Raw genomic sequence first — 18874 nt, 5'->3', positions numbered from 1 at the left:
GTCATAGATTTGACTAAGGATAAAACATGGATGTAGTCGCATTGTCTCAAAAGCAAAAAATACTGCTTTTTCTGGGGCTGTTGTGTATCGGTTTTGCCGCACTGGCCGGATTTACAACGGTAAGCCTGAATAGTTTAGGTGCTCAGTACTCAAAAAGTAACCACGTCATTAATGGTGCTCAGAATATTGTTAATACTCAGATTCGTCTGCTGCAGTTAACAACAACATTACCAGACTTAAGCAGTGATAAGGTTTCGGGAATCAAATCAGAGTTGGACTCTATAAATCTGCAAGTTTCAGAAAATACTCAGTTCCTAAATCAACAATCTCTTTCTTCACAAGCCAATGAATTGGATAGCTCGATATCCAATTATTCATCAGCACTCATTCCATGGTTAGAGCTTCGCTCCCAACTGGGATTTAATGCGGATGACGGTAAGCTTGGAATGTTAAAGGTTCTAGCAGCGACCATTGAACAAAAAATCGCTGAGACCGGTATGGTAACCCTTAACTCCGATTTTCAGGCGCTAATAAAGGCGCAGCAAAATTATCTCCTTACACCGAATGAGCAGAACCTGAAGCTTTTTAACAGAGCCTTGGCTGGATTTACCAACATGTCTAATACCTACGCCATGTTGGAGCTGTACGAGAAAGAGCTTGAACAGTTTAAAGAGACATTTTTACAGGTTGCGGATTTATCGTCACAGCTTGGTGATATCGAACTTCAGCTAGCACAGCATCAAGAGCAAGTACTTTATGTGGTCAGTGATATCTCTAACCAACTTGAATCGATGAGTCGCGGGTATCAGGAGTCAGCTTCCGATTCAGTGAACATCACTAAGTGGTCAGTGCTTACCGCGTGTATTGTGCTTGCGATATTTACAATAGCATCTTTTTCTGTACTGAGTTTGTCGATGACTCGCTCGCTTAAACAGATTGCAGAGGTACTCAAGCGAGTATCTTCCGGTGATTTGTCTTCAAGAGTGAAGATTAGCTCGAATCAGAAAGATGAATTTAATCAGTTGGGGATTTCGATCAATACCACCTGTGAAAACTTGAGTAACCTCGTTGAACAAGTCCAAGCAAAAAGTGATGAGCTATCAGATAATGCTCAGGCGCTGAATGGTGGACTGGACTCAATGGCGAACAGCCAGTCTGAAATTACAAATCAGACGCAGATCATTGCCTCCACTACTGAACAAGTCAACGTAACAGCTCAACAGGTTTCTGACAGCCTTGAGCTTGTCTCCGAAGTAAGTCGCTCTTCGATGCAATCAGCAGAAGAAGGGGGCAAGATCATTACGCTTGCTATCGGTTCGCTTGAGGAAGTGGGGGATATTCTTAATAACGCGGCGGGTCATATACAGCAGCTTGAAGAGGCTTCTCAAAAAGTGGATTCCGTCATGGAAATTATCACAGGTATTGCAGAACAAACTAACTTATTGGCGCTTAATGCCGCGATTGAAGCTGCGCGAGCAGGCGAACAGGGTAGAGGTTTTGCTGTCGTTGCGGATGAGGTTCGTAGTTTGGCAGTAAGAACGGTTGAAGCAGTGGATGAGATCTCCGGTACGATTGAAACAATGAAGCATGAAAGTGGCGAAGTGATTCAATATATTGCCAGTTCTAAAGATTCAATGGAGCAGGGAAAACAGCGAGGGGACGATGCGGTTACCGCATTGGACGAAATCACCCACAAAGCCGGAGAGGCGAGTGAGCAAACCAGTGTTATCGCGGCTTCTATCAGCGAGCTAGTGAAAGCCAGCCAATCTATGACGGAAAGCATGACCCAGATTTCCGGAGCCATGTCTGAACTTGAGAGCAACAATGTTCGCTTGAGAGAAAATAGCCAGCTTGTCGATGCCAGCTCTTCATCACTAACTCAGGATTGCAGGCAGTTCACTATCTAAAAACGAGCAAATAGTGAAATGGATGCATTACTAGTGATGTTTGACTCTGCCTCTTTGTAATCTTTAGTTTTAGAGGCAAGAGTCAGGCTAGCGCCAATGCTGCCATTATAAATCACACCCCCTGCAACAACTGTTCCCTGCCAGTTTTGTAAATGGACAGGGTATACTTCATTCATCGTGTCACCTTCGATGGTGATGTCATTAAATCGATATCGTCCTTCTATACCGGTAAAGAGAAATGCTCCAGAGCGCCCATCCAGCATGGCGGGTGAAAATCCACCTTCATGATTGGGAGTGACACTACCAAAACTTGAAGAGAGGTTTGTTCCCCATCGCCACATCATGCCGCTAGCGACCTCGCTTCTGAAATTGCCTGCTTCCACTCTAAGTTGAGCTGAAAGCTCTTGATCCTGAAGCGGGTTATCAAGCAGAAACTGTCCACGGTATAAGGCATTCCCAACGACTTGATTGTCAACTTGATAATCCCAGCCTTCAGGGTTTGTCGAGTTGGTAATGCTATGAATAAACTTTTGCCCTTTTTCTGCGTAAGAATTTGGCCCTGTAGTACCAATCAAAAGGCCTACTTCATGCAGACCACCCATTGTCTGGGTAAGAATGCTTCCTTGCGCATAGAGAAGCCCTGCATAAGGACGTTCATTAGGTTGTGGTGTTGTCGCTTTCAGATCCGAAGGAGTCCAGATTTTCTGTCCAAGTTGCAATCTCCAGCGTTGCCCAGTAGCTAATTCTTTAGGAAGCTCAGAGCCAATATCGATGATAACGCCGCTGGTATAATCTTTATCGGTGCCAAAGACACCGTCGTTATCTACCGTTAAAGCAAAAGAGGTCGCTAGCGCTTCTGAAGTACATAGAAGTGCAAGAGGAAGGAGCGTGACTGTATACCTGTTTATTTTTATATTGAGCATTGAACCAAATCAGTATAAGCAAAGCTCAATATATATTACATAACGAATGGTATACCAAAAGAGAGGTGAGTTTATTTGGTATAGATAGCAAAAAGCCCCACTATTCATAAGCGGGGCTTTGCTTAACTATTCAGCTGAATTATAGAGATTCAGTGAAAGTACGTGCGATTACGTCTGCTTGCTGCTCTTTAGTTAGAGAGTTGAAGCGTACCGCGTAACCAGATACACGGATTGTTAGCTGAGGGTACTTCTCAGGGTGCTTAACTGCGTCTTCTAGAGTTTCACGGTTAAGAACGTTAACGTTCAGGTGCTGACCGCCTTCGATACCAGCTTCGTGGTGGAAGTAACCATCCATCAGACCAGCAAGGTTAGCTTTCTGAGAAGCGTCATCTTTACCTAGTGCGTTAGGTACGATAGAGAAGGTGTAAGAGATACCGTCTTTCGCATCAGCAAATGGTAGTTTACCTACTGAAGTCAGAGACGCTACCGCACCTTTCTCATCACGACCGTGCATTGGGTTTGCACCTGGAGCAAATGGAGCACCAGCACGACGACCATCTGGAGTGTTACCAGTCTTCTTACCGTATACCACGTTTGAAGTGATAGTCAGGATAGACTGAGTAGGAACAGCGTTACGGTAAGTCTTAAGCTCACGAATCTTATTCATGAATGAAGTAACAAGTTCACTTGCGATGTCATCAACACGAGCGTCGTTGTTACCAAACTTCGGATAATCGCCTTCTACTTCGAAGTCTACTGCGATGCCATCTTCGTCACGAACTGGTTTAACAGTTGCGTATTTGATTGCAGATAGTGAGTCAGCTGCAACAGAAAGACCCGCGATACCACAAGCCATTGTACGACGTACGTCACGGTCATGTAGAGCCATTAGAGACGCTTCGTAGCTGTACTTGTCGTGCATGAAGTGGATAGAGTTAAGAGCAGTTACATACTGCTTAGCTAGCCAATCCATGAAGTGGTCTAGACGATCCATTACATCAGTGTAATCAAGAACGTCAGCTGTGATAGCGTCAGTCTTAGGACCGATCTGCATCTTCAGTTTCTCATCCACACCGCCGTTGATTGCGTAAAGCATAGTCTTAGCAAGGTTTGCACGAGCACCGAAGAACTGCATGTGCTTACCAATAACCATTGGAGATACACAACATGCGATAGCGTAGTCATCAGACTCGAAGTCTGGACGCATTAGGTCGTCGTTTTCGTACTGGATAGAAGAAGTATCGATAGATACTTTCGCACAGAAACGCTTAAAGCCGTCAGGTAGTTGCTCAGACCAAAGTACAGTGATGTTTGGCTCTGGAGAAGGACCCATAGTGTATAGACTGTTTAGGAAACGGAAGTTTGTACGAGTTACTAGTGTACGTCCGTCAAGACCCATACCACCCATAGATTCTGTTGCCCAGATTGGGTCGCCAGAGAATAGCTCATCGTACTCAGGAGTACGTAGGAAACGAACCATACGTAGCTTCATTACGAAGTGGTCGATCATTTCCTGTGCTTGTTCTTCAGTGATCTTGCCAGCAGCGATATCACGCTCGATGAAGATATCAAGGAAAGTAGAAGTACGGCCAAGAGACATTGCAGCACCGTTCTGAGACTTAACAGCCGCAAGGTAACCGAAGTATGTCCACTGGATAGCTTCTTGTGCAGTTTCTGCAGGGCGAGAGATATCACAGCCGTATTTAGCTGCCATTTCTTTCATCTGACCTAGTGCACGATGCTGCTCAGCAATTTCTTCACGTAGCTGCATAGTCATCTGTAGGTCTTCACCGTTCTCAAAACGCTCTTGTAGAGAGTGGAACTGAGCTAGTTTGTCCTGTAGAAGGAAGTCGATACCGTATAGAGCTACACGACGGTAGTCACCGATGATACGACCACGACCGTATGCATCTGGAAGACCAGTTAGAACGCCAGACTTACGACACTTCATGATCTCTGGAGTGTAGATGTCGAACACGCCTTGGTTGTGAGTTTTACGGTACTCTGAGTAAATTTTCTTGATTGATGGGTCTAGTTCGCGATCGTACGCTTTGCAAGAACCTTCAACCATGCGGATACCACCGTTAGGGATGATAGCACGCTTAAGAGGAGCATCAGTTTGCAGACCAACGATAGTTTCTAGGTCTTTGTTGATGTAGCCAGCATCGTGTGCAGTGATGGTAGAGATAACATCAGTATCGAAATCAACAGGCGCAAGAGTGCGGTTTTCCTGCTTGATACCTTCCATTACCTGTGCCCAAAGCTTGTTAGTTGCTTCAGTACCTTCAGAAACTAGGAAAGATTCGTCACCTTCATATGGTGCATAGTTCTTCTGAATAAAGTCACGAACGTTAACTTCGTTTTGCCATTCACCTTCAGCAAAACCTTCCCAAGCTTTAGCAAATTGCTCTGCCATGATATACCTACCTTTTTAGTAGCAAAAAATACGCACTGTTTTCACCGCAACGCGGCTAGTGTCCCGGGGAGGACACGCAGTACACTCTTTAATTAAATAACAATATCTATATGCAAGATGTCTCTTTTCTTAGATATAGATATTGTAACTTTTTTTGAGTCTTTCAAGCTCTGACTCAAATAATACTGCAATTTTTAAAAAAAATATATAAAAAAAGGGCAGTACGATCAAGTACTGCCCATTTTTGTGATAATTATAGCAGAGCTGGAATACCAAACTTACTTTCTAGCATGCCTACTGCAAGCATAGCCGCAAGACAGATAACCAGAACAACACTTGGGATGATGATACGGTCTAGCGTACTTAGTTTTCCTGGACGCTCTTTGTCACCGATCAGGCCGTTGTTGTCTAGTAGCATCGTTAGTGCCCATGCAAGAACAGGGTTCGTTACCATAGCGGCAAATACACAGATACCAGCAGACTGAGAGTCTTTTGCGTCTTTAATCATCTGCATACCAGCTTCAAGTAGAGGCAGTGCAACACCAACCAGTAGCGCAACGCGCATTACTGGAGGCCATACCGCTGCATCCATCGGGTAGCCCACGATAGCAATGATGATAACCAGTGAACCTAGCAGAATTGCACCACCAGGGATAGGACGCTTAGCGATTGCTGCTGGGATCATGTATGTACCCCAAGAAGATGTGATGTTACCACCACCAACTGCAGTACCTACCATCTGACGGATAGAACACATAGTCATAGTGTCATCAACGTCCATCAGTACTTTCTCTGTACCTTTAGGGTAGTTCAGTTCCTGGAAGATACGGTGACCAAGGAAGTCAGGAGACCACATTGCTACAGCAAGAATTGCAAACGGTAGAGAAGCAATGAAGTGCTGAACGTTTGGAAGACCTAGCTGCCAACCTGTTTCAGTTGAGCCCCACCAGTAAACAGGGTTCAGGTTAGGTAGCCCAGGCTCCGTAGTGAACACAAGGTCGAAACCTGCACCAGATACCATTGCAACAACGAAACCAGTAACGGCACATAAAGGAATTGCCAGCCAGCGTTTGCCAAGCTTAGCTAAAACTGCGTAAGTGACGATAGTGATGCCAAGAACGATTAGAGCCACATAACCCATGTCACCTGCAACAACGCCTTCAGCTTCGCTGCTGAGACCATTTGCCCAGCCGATCAAAGAGTTGATCTGGCTCATCGAGCCTGTAAATCCGAGAAATACGAGCAAGCCACCCGCTACACCCTCACTGGTGAGGTTAACGAGTCTTGAACCACCTTTTACAGCACTAAGAATAAGACCAAATACACCAATTAGAATTGCCAGCGCAAGAGGGTGAGCACCCGCCATAGCGATAACGAAAATCATTGGAATCATCGGGCCGTGGTTACCCGCAAGGTTTGCTCTTGGGTTAATAAAACCGGATGCCAGAACACAGAATAGCAGAGCAGGGATAAGCATCTCTACACGAGAAACTTCGATTGCCCAAGCGACATCAAGGTTAACGTGATCCCACTTTTCAGTAAGACCTGCAGCCCAAGCCATCATTACTGCAGAGTACATCGCGATAATACCGATTGTACCGGCAATTGCTGGTACGAAATCTTCAAGCTCAAAGCGGAAATCGCGTCCTGGCAGGTTAAGGCCAAAGCGACGAGGCTTCATGATTTGAAGTTCGTGGTCTAGGTAATCAGAGCGGCTAGAGAACTCAGATGCAGGGCGGTGAAGCTCTGAGTAGCTCTTGGTCTCGATATCTGAGCGGTCGTTATTGACTACGTCTGACATAGATTCCTCATATATAAAGTTAGAATTTTGAATTTTATGTGTCATCAACGCGAAATCGTTTCCGATACAGCATCTAGGCCCAAATGTAACACATATATAATGTGTTTAAATGTAGTTTATATGACCTAAAAGGTGTTCTATTCGCGATATAAATCTTGGCGGATGAGTCTATCAATCTACCTAAACCGGGTGATTGATCTCGATCACTTTATAAATATTTGTGAAAGAAAACTACAGAAAACATAGAGACTGTTTGTCCTGTACTCGTACTTTTTGTAACCATCTTTCAGTAAATTTACCCCGATAGAATTCGTTAGTTTTACTTTTGTTAATATGATCTTTGTCAGAAAAAACGTAGTTCAGGTGAAAAATTGTCCAAAATGTTGATTTCTAAGTAACCATTTTTCGGTGACTGAGTGAATTTAACGTTTGCCTGCACGTATTTTGAGCAATTAAGCATATTATCAGCAAATGATATTGTTCCGTCATATGGATTGCTTTGGGTGGATCATGGTTGTTGATTGATGGGTATTTAGTTATTGATTCTACAGATCGCGTTTCAAATGGAGTTTATTAACGAATTTGCTACTTTTTAGTATCGGAAATATTCTTAGGCATGCTGTTTTATTCAACTTTCATTAGTTATATAGTCTGTTTCTGAATACAAATGCAGAAGTATAGGTTATATATTGTATGCATTATGGTTAATAATTTGTTGCATGTTCCTTTTGGTGATGCTAGGTTGTATGAAATAAATACAGAGGTCGGAGTACCTCGGGGGCCAACAAACTGGCTCCACACCTAATGTGGACCCACCACAGAGTGAATACAGGGAGTAGTAGCGCATGAATGATGTCGCCGCGCTAGACATTAAAGATCTTCATAAAACATTTGGTCAGAACGAAGTATTAAAAGGGATATCGCTAGAAGCCCATAAAGGCGACGTTATCTCTATTATCGGATCTTCCGGTTCTGGTAAAAGTACCTTTCTCCGCTGTATCAACTTACTTGAGACACCAACCGCTGGTGAAATCTGGGTGAATGGCGAACTGATTCAGATGAAGCAAAATCGTTCAGGCGAGTCGGTTCCTGTAAATGAAAAACAGGTACAACGCATTCGTTCCCGTTTAGCGATGGTTTTTCAGGGATTCAATCTTTGGTCACACATGACCGTATTGGAAAACGTGATTGAAGCTCCGGTGCATGTTCTGGGTGTTCCAAAAGCACAGGCAATTGAAAACGCGAAACAACTTCTGCAAAAAGTTGGCTTGTACGAAAGAAAAGATTATTACCCAGGGCATTTGTCTGGTGGTCAACAGCAACGTGCGGCTATTGCGCGTGCATTGGCTGTTGATCCGGAAGTGATGCTTTTTGATGAACCTACATCAGCGCTTGACCCCGAATTAGTTGGAGAAGTGTTAGGTGTAATGCAGGATCTTGCTCAGGAAGGACGAACAATGCTTGTCGTGACTCACGAGATGGCCTTTGCCCGTGATGTATCTAATCACGTTATGTTCCTTCATCAGGGTTTGGTAGAGGAGCAGGGTGACCCTGAAAAACTGTTTACCAATCCTGAATCGGAAAGATTACAGCAGTTTATTTCATCTATTTATTAAATGTTTTGGACCTCTGGTTAGCAAACCCTACCAGGGTATCGAAACAAAAAGCTATACATTAGCAAACACAACACAAACACAATAATAGTTAACAAACAGGGAACCGTTCCCAGAGCTCAGGGCTTGAAACTCAGAGCTTGATTTAATCAGGAGTATGGAAATGAAGAAGTGGTTACTGGCAGCGACAATTGCTGCGACAGCATTATCTGGTGTAGCACAGGCAAAGGATTGGAAAGTGGTACGCTTTGGCATCGAAGGCGCATATCCTCCATTTAGTAAAACTGAGGCAGATGGCTCTCTTAGCGGCTTCGACGTTGATATGGCTAACGCACTTTGTGAAGAAATGAAGGTGAAATGTAAGATCGTTCCTCAAGATTGGGACGGTATCATTCCTTCACTGCTTGCACGTAAGTACGATGCAATTATCGCTGCAATGTCTATTACTGAAGAGCGTAAGAAAAAAGTAGACTTCACTGGTAAATACGCTCTGATCCCTAATAAGTTTATTGCTAAAAAAGGTGCTGGCATTGACTTTGATAAGCTGGATGGTGTGAAGATTGGTGTTCAGCGTGCGACTACTCACGATAAATACCTGACTGATAACTACAAGAATGTAGAAATTGTTCGTTACGGTTCTTTCGATGAAGCGTACCTTGACCTTGGCAATGGTCGTATCGCTGCGGTACTTGGCGATGCATCAGCTCTTGAAGAAGGTGTAATCAACCAGGCTGGCGGTGACGCATACGAGTTTGTTGGTCCTTCACTCACTGATCCTAAGTGGTTTGGCGAAGGTATGGGTATCGCAGTACGTAAGCAAGACAAAGATCTGACTGCGAAACTGGATGCTGCAATCAAAGCACTACGCGCAGACGGTACTTACCAGAAGATTCAGGCTAAGTACTTCAACTACGACGTATACGGCGACTAATCGTTCGATTCGAACTCGCTTTGAAAAGGGCGGCACCACAGGCCGCCTTTTTAATTATTCAACATGCAGTTCAAATTAAAACTATCAGAGCTGTATGTTTAATAATTCAGCGAAAGTTGTGCTGGAAAACAAGGGATTAGGATGTTTGATTTACAGGGATACGAAGCCTCAATACTAAAAGGTGCAGTGTTGACAATTGAGGTGGCATTGCTATCGCTATTGTTGGCCGTTGTTCTGGGTATGGCTGGTGCATTAGCGAAACTAGCACCCTATCGCTGGGCAAGGGCGATAGCGACACTTTATACCACCATCATACGCGGGATACCGGATTTGGTACTGATGATGCTGATTTTTTATGGTGGCCAGATACTTCTGAACAATAGCCTCTACTCAATAAATGAGTGGTTAAATGAGTGGATGACCTCATCGAATCCCGATCATGAGTGGACGTCCTATCTACCCGATTATATCGATGTTAGTCCGTTCATAGCGGGCATCTTGACCATTGGTTTTATATTTGGTGCTTATATGGCCGAAACTTTTCGTGGTGCGATCATGGCTGTTGATGCTGGCGAAATGGAAGCAGCGAAAGCTTATGGCATGAGCGGTCCTCTGGCTTTTCGTCGTATTCTGCTGCCACAGATGATTCGTCATGCGTTACCTGGTTTTGGTAACAACTGGCTGGTACTTTTAAAGACGACGGCTCTGGTCTCTATCATCGGTCTTGAAGATATGGTTCGTGTAGGTTCACTGGCGGCGGGCTCAACCAAAATGCCATTTACCTTCTATATGGCGGTATCGGTTATCTTCCTATTCTTCACTGCTGTCTCTACCGGTATGCTCAAACTGGTTGAACGCAAATTTAGCATTCATACGAGGTAAATATGGACTTTACTCTGGTTATAGAAAGTTTCCCTATCTACCTTGATGGTTTATGGACGACAACCTGGCTGGTTGCTTTGTCTTTGGTTATCGGGTTGATGATAGCGATTCCTCTGGCGATTGCCCGCAATAGCAGTAATTACCTGCTGATGCTTCCATCTTGGGCCTATATCTACTTTTTCCGTGGCACGCCGTTGCTGGTGCAGCTTTACCTGATCTACTACGGAATGGATCAGTTTATTGCTGTAAAGGATACACTTTGGGAAAACGCATGGTTCTGTGCGCTCGTGGCGTTTGTGCTTAACACTTCTGCTTATACCGCAGAAATAATCCGTGGTGCGATTAATGGTTTGCCAAAAGGCGAAGTTGAAGCGGCAAAAGCATATGGTATGAGCACGCCGATGACATACCGACGTATTATTTTGCCGAGTGCGCTCAGACGAGCGTTGCCAGCGTACAGTAATGAAGCAGTGTTTATGCTGCACGGTTCTGCTGTGGCAGGTATTGTGACTATTCTGGACCTTACTGGCGCAGCTCGTTTGGTAAACTCTCGTTACTACGCTCCGTTCGAGTCTTTCCTGACTGCCGGCATGTTCTATATGGGACTGACCTTTATTATTCTTTGGTGTTTCAAACAGGCCGAGAAGAAGTTTCTGGCTTACCTTAAGCCGTTAAGTTGAATCTGTTTTTAGTTACCACGCATCTGCGTGGTAACTAGTGGAGAAAGGCTATTACTTGAATGTTGACCAGATTGGTGCATGGTCTGAAGGCTTTTCAATACCTCTTAACTCATAATCGATATCCGACTCAACACATTTGGCAGCAAGTTTTGGGGTAGCCAGAATTACATCAATTCGTAGGCCTCTATTGTCGTCAAAGCCACGAGAGCGATAATCAAACCAAGAGAATCTGTCTGTTACTTCTGGTTGTAGCTTGCGGAAGGTATCTTCAAAGCCCCAATCGGTTAGTGTTTTAAGCCATTCCCTTTCTTCAGGCTGGAATGAACATTTTCCGGTCTTTAGCCAACGTTTTCTATTTGGCTCACCAATACCGATATCTGCATCAATAGGGCTGATGTTGATGTCACCCATCACGATAAGTTGCTCGTCATTAGAGTGGTGATCATTTAGGTAAGTCATCAAATCTTTATAGAACTGTCTCTTATACGGATATTTTGTTTCATGCGCGATGTTGTCACCCTGAGGGAAGTACCCATTTAGTACCGTAACTTTTTCGCCATTTTCGTCCTCGAAGGTGGCCATAATCATACGCTTCTGATGATCTTCGTTGTCGGTTGGAAATCCTTTTTGGACCGATACAGGCTCTTTTTTGCATAACATAGCAACACCGTAGTGCGCTTTTTGCCCATGGAAATATACCTTGTAGCCCATCGCTTCGACATCTTCCACAGGAAATGCATCATCGTGTACTTTGATTTCCTGAAGACCAATGACGTCCGGCTGATGTTTGTCTATTAGCGCCTGAAGTTGGTGAAGCCTTGCACGTAAACCATTTATATTGAAGGAGATAACTTTCACTATTTGTCCCTTTTTTATTGAGCTCTACAGCATGCTAGTGGTTTGCAATGTTCCATACAAGGCTTAAGAGTGCAAAATTCATTTTGACCGAATGCTTACAAGCTAAAACAAAACTTTCTAATTAGCTCATTTTAATGCTTAGGCTATTGTTGTTTTCTACGGCTGTTTTCGATTTTCGTTAAAAATGTGATTGTCATTAACATTTTAATGTAAACCTTTACAGTAAAGCAGAACTCTGCCGATATCGGTTTTATAATGCGTTACGTCAATAAAGTTCTAAAATTACTAATAATACACAGCGCCTAAAAGGAATTGAAATGCGTTCTCTATCAGTTCATTGGAAGATAACTTTGTTATCAGGTTTATGCCTGATACTAACTTCTGGCCTCCTGATTGGTTTTTCTATTTACAGTGCACTTAACAATCAAAGCACTATTAAGACTTATAGCTCAGAGTCTGTAATAGATAAATCTCAGCAATTGTTACAAAGTCGTGCCGCACTAAACGCGACGGAATCTGTTCAATACCTTGAAGAGGCTTACCACAGAGCGGAAGTTATGGTGGAAACCGCCATATTTTTACAAAGAACAGCGGAAGATAACTTTACGCCAAGTGAAGATTTACGTACTTCTCTGGATGAGTCTATTAGAGGAATGGTTGAGAAGTTCGACACGATACAAGGCGCATACCTTGTATATAAAAGGGATGCGCTAGATGGTGAAGATGCCAACTATCACCATGCCGACTATGTAGGCTCGAATGAAGTTGGGCGTTTTGCAACATACTGGGCTATGTCTTTAGACGGTACAGATGTTTTGCCAAACGTTGTGTACGAAGCAACGATGGAAGATCCAATTAATTCGGAACGTTTTGTCTGCCCATTTAAAACTGAATCAGTTTGTATCTCCACACCCAAATTCAGTGATTTTGGCGAAACCAGCAAGCTGACCACCTCAATTACTTTCCCGATACACAAAGATGAAAACGTGATTGGTGTTTTGGGTATCGATATAAAGCTGGACAGATTTGATGTGATTGTCGCTGAGACGGACAACAAACTGTTTGGTGGAACAGGTAATGTTTCGGTGCTCACTGAAACAGGTATGTTAATCACTTCTGATGATAGCTCACTTGAAGTTGGAGCTGATTATCAGAGTCCGAATGTTTCTGCCAGTGAGTTGAACAGCCTGATTGGCAGCAGTGAAACCAAAACGGTTTGGAGTAATGATGAACAGTGGTTATTAGTTTATACGCCTGTGGTGATAGCTGGTAAAAAGTGGGGTGTACTTTTGGAGATGCCTCGTGATGAGGTTCTAAGAGATGCAATTACCCTGGATACCGTGATTACGGAGCAAATCAGCAAAGGTGTTACGACTGAAGTGACAGCAGGCCTTGTCTTTGTTCTTATCGGCCTGGTGATAATCTGGTTAGCATCGTTGAATCTGGTTAAGCCAATCAAAGAAGTGGTCGCACGTTTGAACGATATCGCTTCTGGGGAAGGAGATCTGACTCAGCGGTTGGAAGTGAAGTCGGAAGATGAAGTAGGGCAGTTATCGAAAGGATTTAACTTGTTCCTTGATAAACTTCAGGGGACGATCAGAAAGATAGTTGAAACAACAAATTCTGTGGCGAATACCACAAGCCAGGCAGAAGAAGCGGCAGCTGTGACCAGAAGCAGCAGTGAGGCACAATTTAAAGAAGTGGACTTAGTCGCCACTGCGTCGGAGGAGATGACTCAGACATCCGGTACTGTTTATCAAAACACGGAGCTTGCAGTGGGTGCCGCTAATAAGGCGAGTGACGCTGCGACAAGAGGGCAAACTGTTATCGAACAATCAGCAGCAGAGATGGATAAGCTGGTTGAAAGAATGAGTGAAGCGGTTCCTGTGGTGAATGAACTTGCGGAGAACAACACTTCCATTACCGAAATTTTGGAAGTTATTGAGGGTATTTCCGAACAAACTAACTTGCTTGCTCTGAACGCGGCTATTGAAGCTGCAAGGGCAGGGGAACAAGGTCGTGGCTTTGCTGTTGTTGCTGATGAGGTACGAAACTTGGCCAGCCGGACTCAAGATTCAGTTTCAGAGATTCGTGATGTTATAGGTAAAGTTCAATCTGGTACCCGCGATGTTGTAGAGGCGATAGATAGTGGTAACAAACTGGCGATTGATACCTCTGAACAGGTTAAAAATGCGGTTTCTCAGTTACATGATGTGTTCGAGTCAATCGCTGAAATCAATGATATGAACAGTCAGATAGCGCGCGCGGCAGAGGAGCAGCAAGCTGTTGCTGCAGAAGTGAATCAGAGCGTTGTGAATATCAGAGACTTGAGTGGTCAGATTCTTAAACAAGCAGAATCATCTGAGAGTGTTGGTCGAGAGATAGCAACGCTTTCCTCGGAACAGCAAGCTTTGGTCAATCAGTTCAAGGTGTAAAAATTACGAGCGATTGGACGTAAAACTGAACAATATCGGCTCCCTCAATTAAGGGAGCCGATGTTTTAATCACATGTTTATTTCTTTCCATTCGCCAGGCTGCAATGAACCGATCGTTTGTCCGCCCATAGCGTAGCGAATCAGGCGTAATGTCGGGAAGCCAATATTGGCTGTCATTCTACGCACCTGACGGTTCCTGCCTTCTATGATGGTGATAGAAAGCCAGGTTGTTGGGATTGACGCTCGGAAACGAACCGGGGGATTTCGCTCCCAAATGTCGGGCTCTGGCATAACTTCAACCTCCGCTGGGAGCGTCATTCCGTTTTTTAGTTCAACACCTTTGCGTAGCTTCTCTAAATCACTTTCACTCGGAGCCCCTTCCACCTGTACCCAATATGTTTTCGGAGATTTAGACTTAGGCTGAGTGAGTTTTGCCTGAAGTATTCCATCGTTAGTGAGTATCATGAGTCCTTCGCTGTCGCGATCGAGCCTGCCTGCAGCGTATACTTCTTTTTCAGTGATGAAATCCGCGAGTGTCTTTCTGCCAGAATCATCTGTGAACTGACTCAGAGTGTCGTAAGGTTTATTAAACAGAATGACCTTTCGTTCTTCAGGGGAGATGATCTTTTTAGGCGTAACTTTACTTTTTCTTCTGTAGCTCCCTTTATTCACTGAGTTTTGTTTAAAACGGTTGGATTTAGACGGTCGAGAGCGTCTTCCAGACGTTTCCGTTGAACGTGATGGCATGTTAACTACCCTACAAAAATGTAAACAAAGTGTTTAATAATGTTTTAACGATTAGTGTTTTACGCTATGATTTGCGCGCCTGCTTTCCATGCAACCATCATTTATTGTTCGCTTTTCGGACATTTGGGGCTGGAAACAGGAAATATGCACAGAATGATAGACTAACAAGGCTCGATTGTTTAATTTTATGTGCAGGAAAGTACGTTTGCAGCGAAGAGGAGGTTGCATAGTACTAAGGCGTTTGCTGATTTCATAAGGATGTAACGGTAATTCGCAGACGTTAAACCAATACAGGCAATATGCATCCAAACCTAGCCTGTAAGTTAAATAGGGAAATTTCATGCCTAATAAAAATCCAACTATTATTTATACCATTACCGATGAAGCCCCGGCGTTAGCAACGCACTCATTACTACCGATTATCCGCGCTTTTACTTCCTCATCTGGTATTGATGTAGATACTCGTGACATTTCACTTGCAGGACGAATTATTGCAAACTTCCCGGAGTTCCTGTCTAAAGAACAAAGAATTGGAGATGCTCTGACGGAACTGGGCGAGTTGGCAAAGACACCGGAAGCAAACATCATCAAGCTTCCAAACATTTCAGCTTCTATTCCACAGTTAAAAGCAGCAATCAAAGAGCTTCAGGAAAAAGGGTATGCACTTCCTGATTATCCTGAAGAGCCTTCTAATGCAGAAGAGCGAGAAGTTCAGGCTGTTTATGACAAGATTAAAGGTAGTGCGGTGAACCCGGTTCTGCGTGAAGGTAACTCAGACCGTCGCGCACCTGCTTCTGTTAAGAACTACGCAAAGAAAAACCCGCATTCAATGGGTTCTTGGGCTTCTGATTCCAAATCTCATGTTTCCAGCATGGACGGAAGTGATTTCTTCGGAAGCGAGAAATCAGTGACTATCGATGGCGCCACAGAGGTGACAATCGAGTTTGCAAAACAAGACGGCAGCGTCGAAGTACTCAAAGATAGCTTTGCTCTTCAGGACAAAGAAATCATTGATGCCGCTGTAATGAACAAAGCGGCACTAGTCAGCTTCTTTGATGCTCAGATTGCAGAAGCCAAAGAACAAGATGTCCTGCTTTCACTACATATGAAAGCGACCATGATGAAGGTATCGGATCCGGTTATCTTCGGCCATGCTGTTAAGGTTTACTACAAAGATGTGTTTGCTAAGTACGGTGAATTGTTCGAAGAGCTTGGCGTAGACGTAAATAACGGCATCGGTGATGTATACGCGAAGATCGCTTCACTTCCTCAGGATCAAAAAGAAGAGATTGAAGCTGCACTTCAGGCGGTCTATGAGACTCAGCCACCACTAGCAATGGTTGACTCTGACCGTGGTATCACAAACTTACATGTACCATCTGACATTATTGTCGATGCATCTATGCCGGCTATGATTCGTGCTTCTGGCCAAATGTGGGGCCCAGATGGCAAGCAGAAAGACACGAAAGCTATGATTCCTGATCGCAGCTACGCGGGTGTATATCAGACTGTTATCGAGTTCTGTAAAGAGAATGGCGCATTCGATCCAACAACTATGGGTACGGTACCTAACGTTGGCCTGATGGCTCAGAAAGCAGAAGAATACGGCTCTCACGATAAAACATTTATCCTGTCTGACGCGGGTAAAGTTCGAGTAGTCGATGTATCGGGTTCAATTCTGATTGAACAGGACGTTGAGGAAGGTGATATCTTCCGTATGTGTCAGGTTAAAGATGCACCGATTCTAGACTGGGTTAAGCTTGCGGTTACCCGTGCTCGTGCTACAGGATCTCCGGCGGTATTCTGGCTGGACGAAAACCGTGCTCATGATGCGGAGCTTATCAAGAAAGTTAATGCTTACCTGCCTCAGTTTGATACTGATGGTCTGGAAATCAAGATCCTTGCACCAGTCGAAGCAACACAGTTTTCACTAGTTCGCATGAAAGATGGTGAAGATACTATTTCTGTAACAGGTAACGTTCTGCGTGACTACCTGACAGACTTATTCCCAATTCTTGAACTGGGTACATCTGCGAAGATGCTCTCTATCGTTCCGCTTATGAATGGTGGCGGCCTGTTTGAAACCGGTGCTGGTGGTTCCGCACCTAAGCACGTACAGCAGGTAGAGAAAGAAAATCACCTGCGTTGGGATTCTCTGGGTGAGTTCCTGGCACTCGCGGCTTCTCTGGAACACCTAAGTATTGTTTCAGGTAATGCGAAGGCGAAAGTATTAGCTGATGCGCTTGATACTGCGACAGGTAAGTTCCTTGACGAAAACAAGTCACCATCTCGTAAGGTCAATGAGCTGGATAACCGTGGTAGTCATTTCTATCTTGCAACATACTGGGCAGAAGCGCTTGCAGCGCAAACGGAAGATGCCGTTCTTGCCGAGCAGTTCGCACCAATCGCAGAGAAGATGGCCGCTAACGAAGATGTCATTGTTAAAGAACTGAATGATGCTCAAGGTGTGAAAGGTGAGCTAGGCGGTTACTATGCTCCAGTAGACTCGCTTGCATCAGCACTAATGCGTCCAAGTGCAACGCTGAACGCGATTATTGATATGGCGTAAGGCCTCGAGTAATAGTAAATACTCCAAAACTAAGAACCCGCCAAATGGCGGGTTCTTTCATATCTGCTGTTTATATATTTTATTGGCAGCGTTATTTAGCTGGCTGGCCTTCCACAGGAACCACTGAGCTTGCGTGGTATCCTTTCGGGCCTTGTTCAACTTCGTAATTTACCTGCTGTCCTGCTTTTAGCGTTCTGTATCCATCCATCTGGATAGTAGAGTAGTGAGCGAAAATATCACCGTCTTCACCCTCTGGGCAGATAAAGCCAAAACCTTTAGCGTTGTTGAACCACTTAACTGTACCTGTAGCCATGCGTTACATCCTTCTGCATTTTAAACTGATGTTGTCACCGTCGGTTTATCTAACCGACCAACTGCTAGTGAATATTCATTCAGACGCTGCCAAACTTTTAATCACTACGCACACAATTTAGCCAATAGAGTAAAGCAGTCAATAGCTGCGAAACCGAAAATTCAACATATTTCTAAAGAATTCAGTTTTGAGATTAACAAAATGCTAACTTTGTGATCTATTGTGCAAACTTATGAAACGTGCACGAACGGTCGACTTTATGGTTAGGTTTTGAGCGTTTAGGTGTAAATTTTTCCAGGATGGTAATGTTTGATTTGCAGGGATACAATTAGTGCATTAGTCTGTAAGTTAAAGAAAAGTTATTTTTAGCTTACTAAGACGAAATAGGGTAAATTGGATTGTAAGTACTTGAGAATAGTACAACAGATAACTTTTCAACCAGTTGAAGTAGAAAATGAGTAAACCGTACGAGTGGATAACACCAGACTCCGATTTGTTGGAGCTGGAAAAGACAAAAGTTAAACCGCCATCGATGTACAACGTCGTACTAAATAACGACGACTATACACCCATGGATTTTGTAATTGACATTCTGGAGCGATTCTTCTCGATGGATCTTGAGAAAGCGACCCAGATAATGTTGAAAGTTCACTATGAAGGAAAAGCGATTTGCGGAACGTATTCTGCTGAAATCGCGGAAACAAAAGTGATGCAGGTAACCACGTATTCAAGGGAAAACGAACACCCGTTGCTGTGTACGATGGAGCAAGCATAAACCTGAATATCACATTAGAGGCCG

Annotated in this window: 14 protein-coding genes; 8 read left to right on the top strand and 6 right to left on the bottom strand. The window is 44.0% G+C overall.

All coding sequences use genetic code 11. The features are described from left to right. Positions 1-26: 26 nt before the first annotated feature. Complete coding sequence (locus SNR28_RS19780) at positions 27-1907, top strand: methyl-accepting chemotaxis protein (protein WP_375750327.1); 1881 nt, start codon at positions 27-29, stop codon at positions 1905-1907. Here the strand turns inward: SNR28_RS19780 and SNR28_RS19775 are convergent. From SNR28_RS19775 to SNR28_RS19765, 3 genes are all read right to left on the bottom strand, one after another. Beyond that, positions 1904-2830, bottom strand: coding sequence for a lipid A deacylase LpxR family protein (locus tag SNR28_RS19775; protein WP_375750326.1), 927 nt, complete (start codon positions 2828-2830; stop codon positions 1904-1906). The two genes, SNR28_RS19780 and SNR28_RS19775, sit on opposite strands and share 4 nt — an antisense overlap. 139 nt (positions 2831-2969) lie before the next feature. Continuing rightward, the gene (pflB, locus tag SNR28_RS19770; RefSeq protein WP_375750324.1) at positions 2970-5246 is read right to left on the bottom strand and encodes a formate C-acetyltransferase; all 2277 of its coding nucleotides are present in this window, start codon (positions 5244-5246) and stop codon (positions 2970-2972) included. A 253-nt stretch (positions 5247-5499) separates the two neighbouring features. Further along, on the bottom strand, positions 5500-7047 hold the full coding sequence (locus tag SNR28_RS19765) for a DUF3360 family protein (RefSeq protein WP_375750323.1): 1548 nt from the start codon (positions 7045-7047) through the stop codon (positions 5500-5502). 845 nt (positions 7048-7892) lie between these two features. Between SNR28_RS19765 and SNR28_RS19760 the strand changes: the two genes are divergently transcribed. The 4 genes from SNR28_RS19760 (at position 7893) to SNR28_RS19745 (ending at position 11153) form a co-directional block, all read left to right on the top strand. Next, positions 7893-8663 carry an ABC transporter ATP-binding protein gene (locus tag SNR28_RS19760; RefSeq protein WP_375750321.1) on the top strand — a complete coding sequence of 257 codons (771 nt, stop codon included), beginning with the start codon at positions 7893-7895 and terminating at the stop codon, positions 8661-8663. Between the two features lie 160 nt (positions 8664-8823). Next, positions 8824-9591 carry an ABC transporter substrate-binding protein gene (locus tag SNR28_RS19755; protein ID WP_375750320.1) on the top strand — a complete coding sequence of 256 codons (768 nt, stop codon included), beginning with the start codon at positions 8824-8826 and terminating at the stop codon, positions 9589-9591. Between the two features lie 141 nt (positions 9592-9732). Continuing rightward, positions 9733-10473 (top strand): ABC transporter permease, encoded by a 741-nt coding sequence (locus tag SNR28_RS19750; RefSeq protein ID WP_375750318.1) that lies wholly within the window; start codon positions 9733-9735, stop codon positions 10471-10473. Between the two features lie 2 nt (positions 10474-10475). Next, entirely contained in the window at positions 10476-11153 is a 678-nt protein-coding gene (locus tag SNR28_RS19745) for an ABC transporter permease (RefSeq protein WP_375750317.1), read from the top strand. Positions 11154-11204: 51 nt separating this feature from the next. Here SNR28_RS19745 and xthA read toward each other — a convergent pair whose 3' ends face one another. Then, on the bottom strand, positions 11205-12011 hold the full coding sequence (gene xthA / locus SNR28_RS19740) for an exodeoxyribonuclease III (RefSeq protein ID WP_375750315.1): 807 nt from the start codon (positions 12009-12011) through the stop codon (positions 11205-11207). Positions 12012-12328: 317 nt separating this feature from the next. Between xthA and SNR28_RS19735 the strand changes: the two genes are divergently transcribed. After that, complete coding sequence (locus SNR28_RS19735) at positions 12329-14446, top strand: methyl-accepting chemotaxis protein (protein ID WP_375750313.1); 2118 nt, start codon at positions 12329-12331, stop codon at positions 14444-14446. Between the two features lie 69 nt (positions 14447-14515). Here SNR28_RS19735 and SNR28_RS19730 read toward each other — a convergent pair whose 3' ends face one another. Next, positions 14516-15193, bottom strand: coding sequence for a pseudouridine synthase (locus tag SNR28_RS19730; RefSeq protein ID WP_375750311.1), 678 nt, complete (start codon positions 15191-15193; stop codon positions 14516-14518). A gap of 340 nt (positions 15194-15533) precedes the next feature. Here SNR28_RS19730 and SNR28_RS19725 point away from each other — a divergent pair, with 340 nt between their 5' ends. After that, a complete protein-coding gene (locus tag SNR28_RS19725; protein WP_375750309.1) occupies positions 15534-17762 on the top strand; it encodes an NADP-dependent isocitrate dehydrogenase in 2229 nt (742 codons plus the stop codon). 91 nt (positions 17763-17853) lie between these two features. On the opposite strand, the gene cspD is transcribed toward SNR28_RS19725, so the two are convergent. Beyond that, a complete protein-coding gene (gene cspD, locus SNR28_RS19720; RefSeq protein ID WP_375750307.1) occupies positions 17854-18075 on the bottom strand; it encodes a cold shock domain-containing protein CspD in 222 nt (73 codons plus the stop codon). 454 nt (positions 18076-18529) lie between these two features. Here cspD and clpS point away from each other — a divergent pair, with 454 nt between their 5' ends. Next, positions 18530-18850 (top strand): ATP-dependent Clp protease adapter ClpS, encoded by a 321-nt coding sequence (gene clpS / locus SNR28_RS19715; RefSeq protein ID WP_375750306.1) that lies wholly within the window; start codon positions 18530-18532, stop codon positions 18848-18850. Positions 18851-18874 lie beyond the last annotated feature (24 nt).

Origin of the sequence: Vibrio iocasae, from assembly GCF_042245395.1 — a bacterium.
GTDB lineage: Bacteria > Pseudomonadota > Gammaproteobacteria > Enterobacterales > Vibrionaceae > Vibrio > Vibrio iocasae.
Note: the sequence above shows the minus strand (reverse complement) of the source record. Positions and strands in the feature narration are given on the sequence as shown.

What these genes read in the sequence shown, in the direction of transcription:
- SNR28_RS19725 (WP_375750309.1), top strand. Translation starts at nt 15,534, where the DNA reads ATGCCTAATAAAAATCCAACTATTATTTATACCATTACCGATGAAGCC.
- SNR28_RS19750 (WP_375750318.1), top strand. Translation starts at nt 9,733, where the DNA reads ATGTTTGATTTACAGGGATACGAAGCCTCAATACTAAAAGGTGCAGTG.
- SNR28_RS19735 (WP_375750313.1), top strand. Translation starts at nt 12,329, where the DNA reads ATGCGTTCTCTATCAGTTCATTGGAAGATAACTTTGTTATCAGGTTTA.
- SNR28_RS19765 (WP_375750323.1), bottom strand. Translation starts at nt 7,047, where the DNA reads ATGTCAGACGTAGTCAATAACGACCGCTCAGATATCGAGACCAAGAGC.
- SNR28_RS19775 (WP_375750326.1), bottom strand. Translation starts at nt 2,830, where the DNA reads ATGCTCAATATAAAAATAAACAGGTATACAGTCACGCTCCTTCCTCTT.
- SNR28_RS19730 (WP_375750311.1), bottom strand. Translation starts at nt 15,193, where the DNA reads ATGCCATCACGTTCAACGGAAACGTCTGGAAGACGCTCTCGACCGTCT.
- SNR28_RS19780 (WP_375750327.1), top strand. Translation starts at nt 27, where the DNA reads ATGGATGTAGTCGCATTGTCTCAAAAGCAAAAAATACTGCTTTTTCTG.
- SNR28_RS19745 (WP_375750317.1), top strand. Translation starts at nt 10,476, where the DNA reads ATGGACTTTACTCTGGTTATAGAAAGTTTCCCTATCTACCTTGATGGT.
- pflB (WP_375750324.1), bottom strand. Translation starts at nt 5,246, where the DNA reads ATGGCAGAGCAATTTGCTAAAGCTTGGGAAGGTTTTGCTGAAGGTGAA.
- SNR28_RS19755 (WP_375750320.1), top strand. Translation starts at nt 8,824, where the DNA reads ATGAAGAAGTGGTTACTGGCAGCGACAATTGCTGCGACAGCATTATCT.
- SNR28_RS19760 (WP_375750321.1), top strand. Translation starts at nt 7,893, where the DNA reads ATGAATGATGTCGCCGCGCTAGACATTAAAGATCTTCATAAAACATTT.
- clpS (WP_375750306.1), top strand. Translation starts at nt 18,530, where the DNA reads ATGAGTAAACCGTACGAGTGGATAACACCAGACTCCGATTTGTTGGAG.
- cspD (WP_375750307.1), bottom strand. Translation starts at nt 18,075, where the DNA reads ATGGCTACAGGTACAGTTAAGTGGTTCAACAACGCTAAAGGTTTTGGC.